This window comes from Streptosporangium sp. NBC_01755 (assembly GCF_035917995.1).
Lineage (GTDB): Bacteria > Actinomycetota > Actinomycetes > Streptosporangiales > Streptosporangiaceae > Streptosporangium.
In genome coordinates this window covers 7,888,094-7,902,325 of sequence record NZ_CP109131.1, presented here as the reverse complement: position 1 = coordinate 7,902,325, position 14,232 = coordinate 7,888,094, and the positions used below count along the sequence as shown (strand labels likewise).

Annotated in this window: 12 protein-coding genes; 4 read left to right on the top strand and 8 right to left on the bottom strand. The window is 68.5% G+C overall.

Going from position 1 to position 14,232, the window contains the following annotated elements:
• Window positions 1–73: 73 nt before the first annotated feature.
• Window positions 74–787, bottom strand: coding sequence for an NUDIX hydrolase (locus OG884_RS36245; protein ID WP_326640443.1), 714 nt, complete (start codon window positions 785–787; stop codon window positions 74–76).
• Window positions 788–877: 90 nt separating this feature from the next.
• Here OG884_RS36245 and OG884_RS36240 point away from each other — a divergent pair, with 90 nt between their 5' ends.
• On the top strand, window positions 878–1,297 hold the full coding sequence (locus OG884_RS36240) for a hypothetical protein (RefSeq protein WP_326640441.1): 420 nt from the start codon (window positions 878–880) through the stop codon (window positions 1,295–1,297).
• Between the two features lie 83 nt (window positions 1,298–1,380).
• Here the strand turns inward: OG884_RS36240 and OG884_RS36235 are convergent, their stop codons facing one another.
• Entirely contained in the window at window positions 1,381–3,084 is a 1,704-nt protein-coding gene (locus OG884_RS36235) for an IS1634 family transposase (protein ID WP_326639544.1), read from the bottom strand.
• Between the two features lie 259 nt (window positions 3,085–3,343).
• On the opposite strand from OG884_RS36235, the gene OG884_RS36230 reads away from it, so the two are divergent.
• The 3 genes from OG884_RS36230 to OG884_RS36220 are packed head-to-tail and all read left to right on the top strand — an operon-like array spanning window position 3,344 to window position 6,219.
• Window positions 3,344–4,627 (top strand): hypothetical protein, encoded by a 1,284-nt coding sequence (locus tag OG884_RS36230; RefSeq protein ID WP_326640439.1) that lies wholly within the window; start codon window positions 3,344–3,346, stop codon window positions 4,625–4,627.
• Window positions 4,627–5,523, top strand: coding sequence for a 5'-methylthioadenosine/S-adenosylhomocysteine nucleosidase family protein (locus tag OG884_RS36225; protein ID WP_326640436.1), 897 nt, complete (start codon window positions 4,627–4,629; stop codon window positions 5,521–5,523). The genes OG884_RS36230 and OG884_RS36225 overlap by 1 nt, the downstream gene beginning before the upstream one ends.
• A gap of 42 nt (window positions 5,524–5,565) precedes the next feature.
• Window positions 5,566–6,219, top strand: a complete 654-nt coding sequence (locus OG884_RS36220; protein WP_326640434.1) for a hypothetical protein — start codon at window positions 5,566–5,568, stop codon at window positions 6,217–6,219.
• 560 nt (window positions 6,220–6,779) lie between these two features.
• On the opposite strand, the gene OG884_RS36215 is transcribed toward OG884_RS36220, so the two are convergent.
• From OG884_RS36215 to OG884_RS36190, 6 genes are all read right to left on the bottom strand, one after another.
• Window positions 6,780–8,015, bottom strand: coding sequence for an MFS transporter (locus OG884_RS36215; RefSeq protein WP_326640433.1), 1,236 nt, complete (start codon window positions 8,013–8,015; stop codon window positions 6,780–6,782).
• A 149-nt stretch (window positions 8,016–8,164) separates the two neighbouring features.
• Entirely contained in the window at window positions 8,165–9,268 is a 1,104-nt protein-coding gene (locus tag OG884_RS36210) for a GntG family PLP-dependent aldolase (RefSeq protein ID WP_326640432.1), read from the bottom strand.
• A gap of 137 nt (window positions 9,269–9,405) precedes the next feature.
• Window positions 9,406–10,713, bottom strand: coding sequence for an ATP-grasp domain-containing protein (locus OG884_RS36205; protein ID WP_326640431.1), 1,308 nt, complete (start codon window positions 10,711–10,713; stop codon window positions 9,406–9,408).
• Entirely contained in the window at window positions 10,710–11,741 is a 1,032-nt protein-coding gene (locus tag OG884_RS36200) for a PLP-dependent cysteine synthase family protein (RefSeq protein WP_326640430.1), read from the bottom strand. Before OG884_RS36200 ends, OG884_RS36205 begins: the two co-directional genes overlap by 4 nt.
• Window positions 11,738–12,643 (bottom strand): GHMP family kinase ATP-binding protein, encoded by a 906-nt coding sequence (locus OG884_RS36195; RefSeq protein ID WP_326640427.1) that lies wholly within the window; start codon window positions 12,641–12,643, stop codon window positions 11,738–11,740. Before OG884_RS36195 ends, OG884_RS36200 begins: the two co-directional genes overlap by 4 nt.
• A complete protein-coding gene (locus tag OG884_RS36190) occupies window positions 12,640–14,139 on the bottom strand; it encodes an argininosuccinate lyase (protein ID WP_326640425.1) in 1,500 nt (499 codons plus the stop codon). The genes OG884_RS36195 and OG884_RS36190 overlap by 4 nt, the downstream gene beginning before the upstream one ends.
• Window positions 14,140–14,232: the final 93 nt, after the last annotated feature.

Below are 14,232 nucleotides of genomic sequence, written 5' to 3'. Positions count from 1 at the left end.
ATCCGCGGCTGGTAACTAAGGTCACGGCCGGTCCGGGGCATGCCGCTTCACGGTGTGTCCCGAACCGGCACCGTCAGGAGGAGACCTCACTCGATCGCAACAGCGGTGGGACCAGCAGCGATGCGGGCCCCCGGCGGTAGAGGGCCGCGGGCCTGCCGGTTTCGGGAAAGCGGCGCTCGCCCGTGGCTTCGAGGAACCCCTCCGTCCGCGTCACCTTCCTACGAAAATTACTGGGATCCAGTTTGAATCCCCAGACGGCCTCGTAGATGTGGCGCAGGTCGCCGACGGTGAAAGGCTCAGGGCAGAACGCCGCGGCCACCGTGGTGTGCTCAAGCTGCGACCTTGCCCGTTCCAGCCCATCGCGCAGTATCGCGGCATGGTCGAAGGCCAGCGACGTGTCGTTGGCGAGGGCGGATGAGATCGGCTCCCAGCGTGCCGCTGTGGCATCCGTGCCCGCGACGGGCAGTGGCATATCGGGTCCGAGTGCCAGGTAGGCCACAGTGATGACCCTGCCTCGTGGATCACGGCCCGGATCGCTGTAGGCGTGCAACTGCTCCAGATGCAGCTTGCGGCCGTCAAGCCCGGTCTCCTCGCTCAACTCCCGGAGCGCGGTCTCGTCCAGCGTCTCCCCGTCACGGACGAAACCGCCTGGCAACGCCGACTGCCCCAGGTATGGCTGATTGCCCCGATCGATCAGCAGGACCCGCAGCTGATCCTGCCGGACGGTGAGGATCACCAGGTCAACGGTTACGGTGACCGATGCCCGGCTCAGACTTGATCTTTCCATCACGAGAACACTGTAGCTAAAGGTCGTCTTGACTTAAAGTCTCCAGCGACTTATGGTCAAGTGGACCTAAACGAGTAGAGGGAGGGCGATGTGGCCCGATCTACGACGAAGCTCGGCGAGCAAGGACACCTCGGGTTCCTGAGGGAGGACACGGCCACCCGGCATCTCTGCGCGGGCATTTATCTTGACCCCGACTTCTGTCGCGTCGTCCTTCGCCAGGTGCACAACGACTCAACGCGTATGGTCGCCCCCTCGTACGGCTTCGATCTCGTTCCGATCGTCAGGCACGCCTGGTGGGCGTGGGGTCTGGAGATGGTGCAGCACGTATGCGTCCTGGCAGTGTTCACGACCGGTTTCGTCGTCGATCCACTGGCCACTCTTGCCGTCGCAAGCGGACTCGGATTCTGGTGCCTGTCCCGTCTGGCGATCAGCAGCGCCCGGGTGGTACTCCCGCTTCGGGTTAAGGCGGTGCTGAACAGCCGGGGTTCCGCAGTTGATGTAGCGGGATAGTCCGCGAATCTGGGGATTGACATGCGGAAACATGCCGTCTGCTGGCGGGACGGCGTGTATCTAGGGGCTGGGGTTCGGCCTGGTCAGCGGCTGGGCGGGGTGAGCTGGTAGATCCTGGGCGGGGCATCGATTTTGAGGGCGTGGAGCAGATCGCGCTGGGCTTTGGTGATCTCGGTGCGTTGCCGGAAGGTGCCGGCGGGGCCGGTGAAGGTGCCCAGAGTGATCCGGTCGAGCTCGCGGCGCAGGGCGGGCCAGGTCTGCCCGGTGGAGGTCTCGGCGATCCGGGCCAGCAGCAGCGCCAGCCAGCAGAGCAGGACGTGCGCGCGGATGCGCTGCTCCTTGCGGTGGAAGACCGGCCGCAGATCGATGATCTGCTTCATGTCGCGCCAGCCCCGCTCAACCTCGAGGAGCTGCTTGTAGCCGAGCGCGATGTCCTCAGGAGTCATCTTCGGGTCCGAGGTGCGCAGCAGGTACTTGCCGTCGAGGTTCTCCTCGGCCTTGATTCTCGCGGCGTCGATGCGCAGCAGCCCGCCGGGCGTGGTCCGCAGGTACCGGTTCAGGCCGGGCTTGGTGGAGATCACCCCGCGCAGCTCCGCACGTTTGGTCGCGTTCAGCCGATCGGTGCCCTCGATCAAGGTCGCGAGCTGGGCGAGCAGTCGTTCCCGGACCTTCTCGTCCCGCTGCGCGGCCTCGGGGTTGAAGCAGATGATGAACCGCTCGTCCTCGCGGATCCGAACCTCCTTGACCCGCAGGTTGTCGCGGATCTCCTGGTAGCGGCCCTGACGGGCGAGTGCTTCGGTGGCCTCGGCCGATCCGGAGCGGAGCTTCTCTCCGATGATGTAGTGGTGGTCGCCCTTGCGCAGGTGCAGCCGGTTGCGCTCGGAGGCGAAGCCGCGGTCGGCGACCCACACGATCCGCGACAACGTCCAGTCCCGCATATCGTCCTTGACCTGCCGGATCAGCGCGGAGTCGCCGGTCGCGCCGGGCCAGGACCACACCCGGACGGGGATGCCGGTGCGGGTGACGGCCATCCCGATCACGACCTGCGGCAGGTCATCGCGGTGGTCCTTGGACTTGCCGAACGACCGGAACCCCTTGCGCTTGTGATCGTCGGTGGCGTCCTGCTCGGGCACGACCTGGCCGAACGCGTCGCGAGGCACGGCTTCGTCGGCGTCTTCGGTCTCGAAGTAGGTCGAGGTGGTGTCGAAGAACAGCAGATCGACCTCGAGGTTGAGGAGGTTTGCGACCTGGTGGAACACCTCTTCCTCGAGCTTTCCGGAGATCTCGATCAGCCAGTCCATCGCCCGGTAGCAGGCGTCGTCGCTGGTCGCGGGCAGCAGGCCGTCGATCGCCACGTCCTCGTTCACCCAGCGGGCCGCCGCGAGCTTGGAGCAGGGGGCCAGGGCCCGGTTGGCGACCAGCGCGAACAGCACCCGCTCCGCGGCCGGGTCGAGCCGGCGGCCCTTGAGCAGCCGTTTCATCACCTTGCCGATCTCCAACTGCCGCCAGAGGGCATCCAGCACCCATGTGCCGCCCAGAGGTCGGGACTCGGTGAACGCCAGCCCGTCGGTCGCCGCCGACAAGGCGGCGTCGGGATCGAGGAACCGGGTGACCGAGGCGATCAGGCGCTGCAAGGCTTCCCGGTTCGCGGCATCCTCGCGGCCGAAGTTGTAGACGACCTGCACCTTCGACCGCTTCAACACCGGATCCCACACGTTGTGCGCGAGCTGCAGGTATCGGACTTCCGTCCCGTCCTTGTTCCGGCGAGGCGTCGACCGCAGATACATGGACTAGACGATAACGCCATAACCCTTGGCAGGCCTAGGAAACGGCGAATATGCGTGTATCTAGGCAGAATCGAGAATCCGACCAGTCCCCACCCCTCTGACCAGCATCTACACCTTCAGCCGTGGCCCAGAACCCTGATTAGCTGCGGAACCCAGGAACAGGTGGTTGCGGAAAACGAGGTGGCAGAGCGAAACGGACAAACTGCGGCACCAGACGCGCCTCCTGCGTCTCAGCGGCACAGGATGCGCCGTCCTTGCCATGACGCCATTCCTTATAGCGGGGCTCTCCCGTGTCCCGCTGGACGACATGACGAGGGCGACGGGACTCTTCGCGCTGCTGATCGCCGCTGTGGTGGGCGGAAGAGGCGCCGCCTATCAACTGAGCCTCAATCGCATGCATGGAGCAGACTCGCTGGAACCTCGGAAACGCACCCGGCGAGAGAAAGTGATCGACGACCAGCAGTCCCACCCTTATGTGGTCTACCGCAGGCCTTTGTCGCCGACAGTCGAAACGGACCCGGAAGATCTCGTCTTCGAACTGATCGATGAGGACCGGAGCCCGTTCGTGGGCAGCGGTGAGCTTGTGCACCGCTGGCTTCCCCCGCTCACCATCCAGCTCTTGCAAGCGACGAAAGACCCGGTGGATGTCCTGGACCACAAACCGATGGAAGAGCTGGAGTATTCGACACCCCCTTTCCAGGCCCATGAGCTTGTGGCTTACCTGAAGACCGCAATGGCTCCGATGGGGGACGTCGACGATCCAACCGGGCTACGCGGGTTCACCACGCGGGACCGTCTCTACATCGCCGAGACCGACGTACTGCCCCATCTCGAATGGTTGCGGAATCGACCTGAACAAAGGGGCATAGACAAGATCATCGATGACCCTTATGGTGCCGTTCACCACTTTCTGGAGATCTGCGCCAGCGCTACCGGGGAGTTGGTTACGACGGTCTTCCTTCGGGTCACCGTCAAAGGCCGCGGGCTCAGCCTCGATTTCGCCGCCTGCGCGCTGACCCGCACTCCCCCCGAATATCACCTGCTCAACGGTTTCAGGGAGAGCGGTGCGAGCGCAGTGGTGCGCTCCACATTGAAGAGACTGTTCAACCTTCCCGTCGAAGTCGCAGGAATGTGGCGTCTCAGCGAGATTCCGCGTCTCTTGACCGGTGCCGTACGAGCCCGGAACAACCGAATGCTCAAACCTCGACGAGGGATGACCATCGGAGCCCAGCTGAGCATCCGGGAAGAGAAGTCCACCCCGTGGAAGCAGGCGCAACTGGACGAGGTCACGATCCACGAATACATGAAACTCATCGAACAGCGCCTACTCAAGGCGGTCGAGGACTTTCTTGAGTCACACAAACTCGACACCTCCGCGTTCAAGAAGAGAGCGACCAGCATCGTCAATACGGGCGTGCTCAACATGGGTGGAAAGACCGAAATCAAGCAGTCGGCGATCGGCACCAACGCGCAGGTCCGCCCAGACGCTCGCGAACCCGACAAGAACACCGAGCAGCCCTCGAAAAGCGAAGGAGATCACTGATGACCGGCAACAGTGGCGTCGTCAACAACGGAGGATCCATGAAGATCGGCAAGTCTGCGATCGGACATGGAGCGACGGTCAACGTGTCGGCCGACCGCGAGCGGAAAGCACGACATGCCAAGCGTGCCGACGTGGGGGTGATCACCGTACTCGGGAAGGAGGCCAAAGCTGTCTACAAGGTGCTTGGCCTGCAACGTGCGCAGGGCGGCGACCTCCCCTTCTTCGAAGGGATCGTGAACGTCCGGGACACGATCACCAGAGTCGCTGCCATCCGTGCGCTCTCCCAGGGCCAGCGGTCGACCGTCGTGGCCTTTGACCACCTCCGTAGGCACTACAACCCCGCCGTCGTCGTATTGGTTGGAATCGGTGGAGGCATCCATGCGGGCATCAAGATCGGCGACGTCGTCGTGACTCCTCGGGTCGTTTATTACGACCTACGCAAGGAGACCCCCGACGGGCAGCAGCGCAGAGGCGAGGAGCGCGAAGCACCGGCTGCGATCGGCCATGCGGTCAACTCCTTCTTCATTGACTACGACGAGCCGGCCACGTTCCAGGCCACCGATGACAACGGCATCACGCGCGAATACCGGGCGCTCACCGGGCCGATCGGCTCGGGCGAAGCAGTGATCGCGGATGCGGAGTCGAAGATCATCCGCTACCTAAGAGAGTTCAACAACAAGATGCTCGCCGTGGACATGGAAGCCGGCGGTCTGACCCAGGCATTCCACGAGCAGGACGGTTCCCAGGCCGTACGTGGCTGGCTTGTCGTGCGAGGGATTTCCGACGATGCCAGCTCGACCAAGAACGACGATTACCACGACATCGCCGCACTGCACGCGGCGACGATCCTGCGCAGTCTGCTGCCTTACCTGCATCTGTCGACCGACAGGACGTGACGTCCCGACTCTCCCCGGCGGGCGTTGATGAAGGAGACGGACATGAACGAGTTCGTGCTCGGAGTGGTGAGCTCCCTCCTCGCCACAGCTCTCACCGTCGCGGGAGGTTGGGCCTTCTCCATGCGGTCCCGCCAGTGGCCGGTCGTGCTTCTCTCCCGGCTGACAGGGCTGGGGGTCCGGCGCGTCATCTCGCGGCAACGCCTGGCCTCTGGGGAACTGGCAGCCGAGTTGACTCGTGCACGTTGGGTGCGCGTTCTCGCCGGACGCGGGAACGAATTAACGCGCGACGGCTTCGCGACCGTCTGGGAAGCCGTGGGCAGGCGGTTGGAATCGGTACAGGTTCTTCTGCCCGACGCCGACCTCGGTCCCGACTCCTGGCTTTCCAGACGGGAGGAGGAGATGCGCCGTGTGGATCTGGGCTTCTCCTCCGGCCTGCTCGCCGAACAGGTGAGGGTCAACGCCGCTTACGTGTGCGAGGTCGCCCGGCATCGAGAGAACGTCTCGCTGCGCTTCTACGACCTGCCCAACGTGCACCGCGTCATCATCACCGACAACGTCGCATACCTGACCATTTATCAGCAGGCAGAACATGGCCGTAACTCGCCCTGTATCGTCGCGCGGCGCCCTGGACTGATGTACGACTACGCCTTACTCCTTTTTGGCACCGCCTGGGAGCACAGCCGTCCGGCGAAGTGATCCGTGCCGATAACGGTGGCTTTCGCTCTGCTCCGGTGCCGGATGGCGGTCGATCCGATTCCACGGCCATAACGCTTATCCCGACGACCAGCGGCGGAGGTCGGGGAGTGGTGGAAGATCAGGCGGTTGCCCGACAGAGTGGGGAGGGCAAGGTGAGGTTACATTCGGCGTTGGTGAACGGTCCCGAAACCTCATCCACCGCCCTCGCTGCATTTTTCACCACCTGCGACACCGTTTCCCTTATCGGTGCAGGACTTCGAAGGTCAGGCGTTCACCACATGTCGCCCCGGCCGCCGTCTACCCGCGACGAATGCCTCCGTAGCCGAGGCGACGCGCTTTCGACCACTCACCTACCGCGAGCGTCCGGTCCGGCCGCTCCTGCAGTGAACGTCAGTTGGCGGTGGTGATCGTGACCGTGATCGCGGAGACGAGAGTGACGCAGATGATTTTGCATGGATACAGAGCGGCGTCCGGTGGAAGAGGCAGGACCGAGCTGGCCATCGTCTCCGAGCGGTTCCGGTAGCCGCCAGGAGGTTCGCTCAGCGGAGGCACCCGCGTCCTCATTCGCCGCTCGCGGTCCTGCGGTGGCCTCGTGCCGGATCTCCGGCCTCCCCGCCGCGCAGGATGAGAGCCGCAGCGAGCAGGGAGAACGCGGCGGTGGACCAGAAGACGGCGGGCAGGCCCGCCAGGGTGGCGAGGAGACCGGCGGTGGCGGCGCCCAGCGGCATGGCGCCCATGCCGATCAGGCGGCAGGTGGCGTTCACCCGGCCGAGCAGCCCCTCGGGGATGAGCCGCTGGCGCAGCGAGACGGAGACGACGTTGGTGACGGCGTTGGCCGCGCCGATGCCCGCGGCGGCGGGGAAGACCGCCAAGGGAGAGGGGAGGAGGAGAGGCACCAGCAGCAGCAGGGCGTTGAGCAGCGTGACGCCCACCAGGGCGCCGTTCTCGCCGGTCAGGCGGGTGAGTGAGCCGGAGAGCACCGAGCCGGCCACCGCTCCGGCGGCCAGGGTCGCCGCCAGGAGGCCGTACTGGCCGGGGGTGAGCCCCACCCGGGAGCCGTCGCCGACCACCCAGAGCACGAAGACGGCGAAGTAGGCGCCGTAGGCGAGGTTGAGCACGCCGGAGTAGGCGGCCAGGCCGCGCAGGGCGCGGTGTCCCCACAGGTAGCGCATGCCGTCGGCGATGTCGGCGCGCAGCGCCTGGGCGGGGGCGGCCTCCGGGCGGAACCGGCCGCGCATGCCGAGCAGCAGCAGCGCGCCGGCGGCGTACAGCAGGGCGGCCGTGCCGAACACGGCGGTGGTGGCGACGCCGACCAGCAGGCCCGCGAGCGGGGCGCCGAGGAAGTGGTTGCCGAGGGTCTGGGTGGCGACGAGCCGCCCGTTGGCCGCGCCCAGCCGGTCGCCGGTCACGATCATCGGCAGCGCCGACTGGGCGGAGGTGTCGGCGAACACCTCGGCGGCGCCGGCGAGCAGCACCGCCGCCACCAGCACCGGCAGGCTCAGCAGGTCCAGCCAGGCGGCGGCGGCCGTCGCGGCCAGTACGGCGGCGCGGGACCAGCCCGCCAGGACCATGATCCGGCGCCGGTCGAGGCGGTCGGCGATCGCGCCCGCGTGCAGGGCCAGCAGCAGCCACGGCAGCGTCGTCGCGGCGCTGACCAGCGCCACCTGCGCCGGTGAGCGAGTGAGGGAGACGGCGAGCAGGGGGACGCCGACGAGCAGGAGGCCGTCGGCCAGGTTCGACAGGCCGGACGCCGCCCACAGGTGATGAAACGAGCGCCCCAGCCCCGGACGGTTCACGTTTCCCCCGGCCCGCTGTTTCGATGCTTCGTTCTCCGTGCTGCTTGCCGCTCGTTGTTCCACAGGCCGGTTCCCGTCGGTGTCCGCTGTCGACTGTGCCGACGTGCTGCTTTCGTCCGTTCGCATGGTCTCCCCGCCCCGGTGGATTCTCATCGGCCGGTGGGGGCGAGCAGTTCGGCGAAGACCCCGATCGCCCGGTCGACGGCGTCCGCGGTGACCCCCGCGTGGGTCACCGCCCGGATCCGCCCGTGCCCCAGCTCCTCCACCCGGACACCTCTGCGCCGGGCCGCCGCGATGAACGACCGGGTGGTGTAGCGCTCGTCACGGACCCGGAAGAACACCATGTTCGTGATCGGCGGGCCGGGGTTCAGCCGTACGCCGGGCAGCCGTGCCAGTCCGCGGGCGAGGCGGGCGGCCTTCTCGTGGTCCTCGGCCAGCCTGCCGGTCATCTCGGTGAGGGCGATGATGCCGCAGGCCGCGATCATTCCGGCCTGCCGCATGCCGCCGCCGAGCATCTTCCGCATCCGCCTGGCCTGGGTGATGATCGCCCGGTCGCCCACCAGCACCGATCCGATCGGCGCGCACAGGCCCTTGGACAGGCAGATCTGCACGGTGTCGGCGTAGAAGGCGATCTCGGCGGGGGTGACGCCCAGCGCGACCGAGGCGTTGAAGATGCGCGCCCCGTCCAGGTGCAGCGCCACGCCGTGCGAGCGGGTCAGCTGGGCCACCTCGGCGAGGTAGTCGAGCTGGAGCGGCAGGCCGCCGCACCGGTTCTGCGGCGTCTCCAGGCTGACCAGCGCCGGAGGGGCGATCTGCGGGTCGGTGCGGTCGACGGTGCACGCCTCGGCGATGTCCTCCAGGCTGATCGTCCCGTCGGGCAGGTTGGCGAGCGGCTCGTAGACGATGCCGCCGCACATCGAGGCGCCCCCGGCCTCGTAGACGTACAGGTCGGACTCGTGGCCGACGATCGCCTTGCCGCCGCGCGGGCAGTGCGCGAGCAGCGCGGCGAGGTTGGCCATGGTGCCGCTCGGCATCAGGCAGCCCGCGGCCTTGCCGAGCAGGTTGGCCGCCAGCCGTTCCAGCTTGGCCACCGTCGGGTCCTCGCCGTAGACGTCGTCGCCCAGCGGCGCGTTCGCGGCGGCCTCCAGCATCGCGGGGGTGGGCAGCGTGAAGGTGTCGCTGCGCAGCTCGATCTCGCCGCCGTCGTCGTTCTCTCCGGCGACCAGGTGGGGGGTGTCCAGCACGCTCGTCATGGGACTTCCAATCGGGGGAGTTCTGAGTACGGAGGCCGGGTTCACGCGGGAAAGCCGGTGAACGTTCGGAAGCCGAGGACGGTCAGGGACAGTCGGGGACGGCAGGGGAAAGCCGGTGGCAGCCGCGGGGCGGAGACTCAGGAGAACGAGGTCCGGTACTCCTGGCGGGGGATCTCGATCGGCGGAAACTCGTGGAGCAGCACGGGCCGCAGGTGGCCGAGCGCGGTGTTCAGCGTCTCGTCCAGCTCGCGATGGCCGGACGCGTGCGCGATCACATAGCCCAGCCGGTCGTAGCTGCTGCGGGCCGGCCGCACCTCGGAACCCTGCGGCGCGGTGACGGCCACCGTGTCGACGCCCGGCACGGCGCCGGCCTCCCGCATCCCGGCCACCTCCCGCAGGACGGCCTTCCCCCGCCCGGTCGAGGCGTGGTCCGGGGGCAGCAGGAAGGCGATCCCCGCCGGGGCGAACCGCTCGGGCAGCGGCAGCTGGTCCAGGTCGACCGCGGCCCGTAGGTGGGCGTCGAGCAGGTCGAAGCCACCCGCCCTCGCGATGACCTCGGGGATCATGCCTCCCGCGGGACGGGCGTTGATCTCCACGACGTACGCGTGGCCGTCGATGAGCTTCATCTCGATGTGGGTGGCACCGTGGGTGACGCCGACGGCGGCCAGCGCGCGGAACGCGGTTTCGGCGAGGATCCGGGTCTCGTTCGCCGGAAGCGGCGCGGGGAAGACGTGCCCGCGCTCCACGAAGTACGGCGGCGCCGTCACCCGCTTGGCGGTGACGCCGACACACCGGTGCGATCCGCCGGAGCCGACCGTCTCGACGCTGTACTCGGGGCCTGCCAGGTAGCCCTCGATCAGCGCGGTCCTCGCGGTGGCCTGGCCCCGCACGTTGACGGCGGCCGAGGTGATCCGGCGGCAGTGGGCCGCCACCTCCCCGGGCGTGTGACAGAGCACCACGCTCAGCGAGCCGGTGTCGTCGACGGGCTTGACGACGCAGGGCAGCGCGATCCGCGACAGCGCGATCACGACCCGGGTGTCGATGTCGTCGCGGGGGCCGACCAGTTCGAAGGCGGGGGAGGGCAGCCGGGCGGCGGCCAGGATCCGGCGGGTCCGTCCCTTGTCCCGGCAGGCGGCGACGGCCTCCGGTGGGTTGCCGGGCAGCCCGAGGTCGGCGGCCAGCCGGGCGACCGCGACGGTGTAGAACTCACTGGTCGTGGTGACCCCGGCGATCTCGCCCAGGGCGCGGCGCAGTTCTGTCGCCAGGGTGGCGGGGGAGTCCGTGTCGCAGGTGACGACCCGCACCCCGGTGGCCGCCGGCCCGGTGTAGCGGGCCGGGTCGGCGGTGGCCAGCACCGGGGTGAACCCCAGCGCGGCGGCCTTGGCGAAGGCCAGCATCCCGGAGCCGGTGGTGTTGGACTCGACGAAGACGAGGACGGGGTTCATGCGTACTCCAAGGACCGGCCGAGCGTCGCGTAGGACCAGGTCACGGCGGTGTCGGTGAGCTGGATCGGTTCGGGGGCGAGCGGCGGGCGCAGGTCGGTCAGGCCGTGCGCCGCCCGGTACCCGGCGCTGTAGATGGTGTTGACGTACCGGTCGCCCCGGTCGGGGAAGATCACCACCACTGACACGTCCGGGTCGAGCCGCGAGCCGAGCCAGCGCGCCACCTGGTAGGCGGAGCCGGAGCTGTTGCCCGCGAAGACCTTCTCGTGCGAGGCGAGCTCCAGGGTGGCGGCGAAGGCCTCCCGATCCGACAGCCAGTGGACCTCGTCGATGACCGAGAAGTCGACGTTGGCCGGAACCAGGCTGTTGCCCAGGCCGCTCTGCAGCCGCTTCGGCACGTCGGGCTGGCCGAAGATGGCGCTGCCGACGGCGTCCACGGCGACCACCCGCAGCGCGGGGTTGGTCCGGCGCAGCGCCCGCGCCGTCCCGCACAGCGAGCCGCCGCTGCCCACCGCGCCCACCAGCACGTCGACCCGGCCGATCTCCGAGGTCACCTCCTCGGCGAGGCGGTCGTAGGCGGCGGGGTTGGCCGGGTTGTCGTACTGCCTGGGCCAGAACGCGCCGGGGTTGGCGGCCAGTACGGCCCGCAGCCGCTCCAGCCTGGCGCTCTGCCAGCCGTTGCCGGTCATGGCGGGCACGATGTCCAGGGTGGCGCCCAGCGCTTCCAGCTTGGCCATGGTGATCGGGTCGATCCGGGGGTCGGTGACGATGTGCACCTCGTGGCCGAGATACGTGCCGACCAGCGCGACCCCCATGGCCAGGGTGCCCGAGGAGCTCTCCACGATCAGGCCGCCGTCGGCCAGTACCCCCTCGGCCCTGGCGGTCAGGATCGCCTGCCTGGCGACGCGGTCCTTCATTCCGTACGGGTTGGCCAGCTCCAGCTTCGCGTGGACGGTCGCCCCGCCGGTCGCGCGCAGCCGCATCAGCGGAGTCCGGCCGATGGCGTCGATGGCGTCGGTTCTGAGTGTCATGTCCGGCTCGTGCTCCTACAGACGATGAGGGGCCGCCCCAGCCGCTCCAGCTCCGTGAGGGCGCGGGCCAGCCGGGGACCGTGCTCGGGGTCGTGCCTGGCCAGCAGGATGCCCAGGCACGTACCGCTGTGACCGACGACCGTGCCGAGTCCGCCGACGTCGTGGCAGATCTCCTCCACCGCCGCCAGGTGGGGTTTGGGGTTGAAGGTCTGGAACAGCCGCGCACTGGCGGTGGCGACCTGGCCCACAGCGGCCAGGTCGTGGTCGCGTACCGCGTGGGTGAGCTGGTCGAGCAGCTCGCCGTAGCGCACCGCCCAGTGGGCGGGGATCGGCTTCCTCGACCGGTTGAAGGCGACGGTGTCGACGCTCTCCCCGTCGTCGATCCCGGCGATGGTCAGCTGGGGGAGCGTGCCCATCCGCCGGTGCAGCCGCACCTGCCGGTGGAAGAACGCGGTGATCCCCGGATGCATGACCCCGTCGGACGGCTCGATCTCGGCCATCATCTGTTTCAGCAGCCGGTTGGGGAGCTTGAGGCGGAAGGCCGAGTCCACCGCGCGCGCGGTGGCGACCAGGTCGGCGGTGGAGCTGGCCATGCCCTTGCCCTCGGGAAGCGCGCTGTTGAGCATCAGCCAGCCGCCGGTGTGCACCCCGTAGTGGGACATGATCCCGGTGGCGAGGCGCCGTGCCTTGTTCTTGTGCGGCGGTGAGACGACCACCTGGTCCAGCTGGGGATCGGGTTCGAACACGGCCTCCACGTACAGGTCGACGGGGAAGGTCACCAGGAAGTCCGTACCGGATCCCAGGATCCCCTGCAGAAGTTCGCCGAAGGTGCCTGGGGCACGCCCCCGGCCGACCCCTCCGCTGCGGCCGTCGCTCTCCCGGGTCGGCATCTGGATGGTCATGTCAGCTCGCCCGCCTTCGTGCCGGTGGTGTGCTCCCAGGCGTCTCGCAGCCATCGGGACCGCTCGGCGGCTCCCTGGTCGACGGCGGCCAGCCGGTCGCCGACCTGCTCCAGGAGGAGATGAACCTGTTCGGGATGGGTCGAGCCGGCGGTCTGCTTGCGCCACACGCCCGCCTCCGCGTCCAGCAGCTCGCGCACCTCCTCCTCCGTGAGGGCCAGGGTGAAGCCGAGCCGTTCGCCCGCGGCGACCAGGTCCGGCGCCGAGAGCAGGCCGGGGGTGAGGTTGTCCGCGGGGCCGAGCCGCTCCAGGGCGGCCGAGATCCACGCGCCGACGAGCACCTGCGCGTCCCTGGCCGGCACGCCGTGCTCCAGGGTGAGGTGGTTGGCGACGGTCGAGGCGGCCATCAGCTCGTCCCGCACCACCCGGCGGGCCCGCTCCGGGTGGAACCGCACGTCCGTGACCACCCGTTCGAACAGCGCCAGCATCGTGTGGCAGGTCGTGAAGAGGTCCTCCAGGAAGCGGGTGCTCTCCTTGGAGACCTCCACGAGGTTGGTGTAGCCGGTGTTGCGCTGACCGATCATGAGGTCGTACGAGAGCCCGACCAGGTGGCCGCTCATCCCGCGGATCCGTTCCAGGATCGGGAAGTTGCGCTTGTGCGGCATCGCCGAGGAGATCCCGGCGAGCTCGTCCGGCAGGTCGATGAAGCGGCAGCTCGACCCGCTCCACCAGATCAGGTCGGTCAGGAAGCGGCTCAGCGTGGTGCCGAGCACCGACAGCTCCCCGGCCGTGCGCAGCACCCAGGAGCGGGAGGCGACCGAGGTCAGCGCGTGCGGCTGCGGGCCGTCGAAACCCAGCGCGACCGCGATCCGCCCCCGGTCCCAGGGCAGCTCCAGACCGGCCATCGCCCCGGCGCCCAGCGGGCAGAGGTTGACCGCGTCGAACAGCGCGTGCAGCGACTCGGCGGCACCGGTCACCGCCTCGGCGAGCGCGGCCAGGTAGAAGCCGAAGGTCATGGTCTGCGCGGTCTGGTGCTGGGTGTAGCCCGGCATGATCGATTCGGTGTGCCCGGCCGCGGTCTCCAGCGTGGCGCGGGCCAGCCGGCTCACCGCGGCCGCGGTCTCCAGCAGCCGTTCCCTGCCGAGCATGAGCTGGGCGCACGCCTGGACGTCGTTGCGGCTGCGGTCGACGTGCCAGGCGTGCGCGCTCTCGGGTACGTGTGCCTGGACGCATCTCTCCAGGGCGAACAGCGGATCCGACATGGCCGCCGCGCGCTCGGCGCGGACCTGCTCGGGCGTCAGGTCCAGCACCGCCCGGCGGATCCGCTCGGCCGCGTCCCGGTCGAGCAGCCCCATGCGGGCGTACTCGCCGGTGTGGGTCAGCTCGATCCAGCGGTAGTGCCGCAGCAGGGTGCGCGTCTCCCAGTCGAACCGCTGGGTCAGGACCGCGTCGTCCAGTAGCGGCGCCGGGCCCCGTCGTATCCGTCCTGTCGGAAGCATGCATCTCACGCTGCCAGCGCGCATGGGGGGGTGACCAGGAGGAATGACCGGCGATATCGAGACGATAGCCGATGATTACCGGCGCTTCCTACG

Bases quoted from the DNA above. Each gene is read 5' to 3' on its own strand.
- OG884_RS36195 (WP_326640427.1), bottom strand. From the start codon at position 12,643: ATGACCATCCAGATGCCGACCCGGGAGAGCGACGGCCGCAGCGGAGGG.
- OG884_RS36245 (WP_326640443.1), bottom strand. From the start codon at position 787: ATGGAAAGATCAAGTCTGAGCCGGGCATCGGTCACCGTAACCGTTGAC.
- OG884_RS36225 (WP_326640436.1), top strand. From the start codon at position 4,627: ATGACCGGCAACAGTGGCGTCGTCAACAACGGAGGATCCATGAAGATC.
- OG884_RS36190 (WP_326640425.1), bottom strand. From the start codon at position 14,139: ATGCTTCCGACAGGACGGATACGACGGGGCCCGGCGCCGCTACTGGAC.
- OG884_RS36220 (WP_326640434.1), top strand. From the start codon at position 5,566: ATGAACGAGTTCGTGCTCGGAGTGGTGAGCTCCCTCCTCGCCACAGCT.
- OG884_RS36200 (WP_326640430.1), bottom strand. From the start codon at position 11,741: ATGACACTCAGAACCGACGCCATCGACGCCATCGGCCGGACTCCGCTG.
- OG884_RS36235 (WP_326639544.1), bottom strand. From the start codon at position 3,084: ATGTATCTGCGGTCGACGCCTCGCCGGAACAAGGACGGGACGGAAGTC.
- OG884_RS36210 (WP_326640432.1), bottom strand. From the start codon at position 9,268: ATGACGAGCGTGCTGGACACCCCCCACCTGGTCGCCGGAGAGAACGAC.
- OG884_RS36205 (WP_326640431.1), bottom strand. From the start codon at position 10,713: ATGAACCCCGTCCTCGTCTTCGTCGAGTCCAACACCACCGGCTCCGGG.
- OG884_RS36230 (WP_326640439.1), top strand. From the start codon at position 3,344: ATGACGCCATTCCTTATAGCGGGGCTCTCCCGTGTCCCGCTGGACGAC.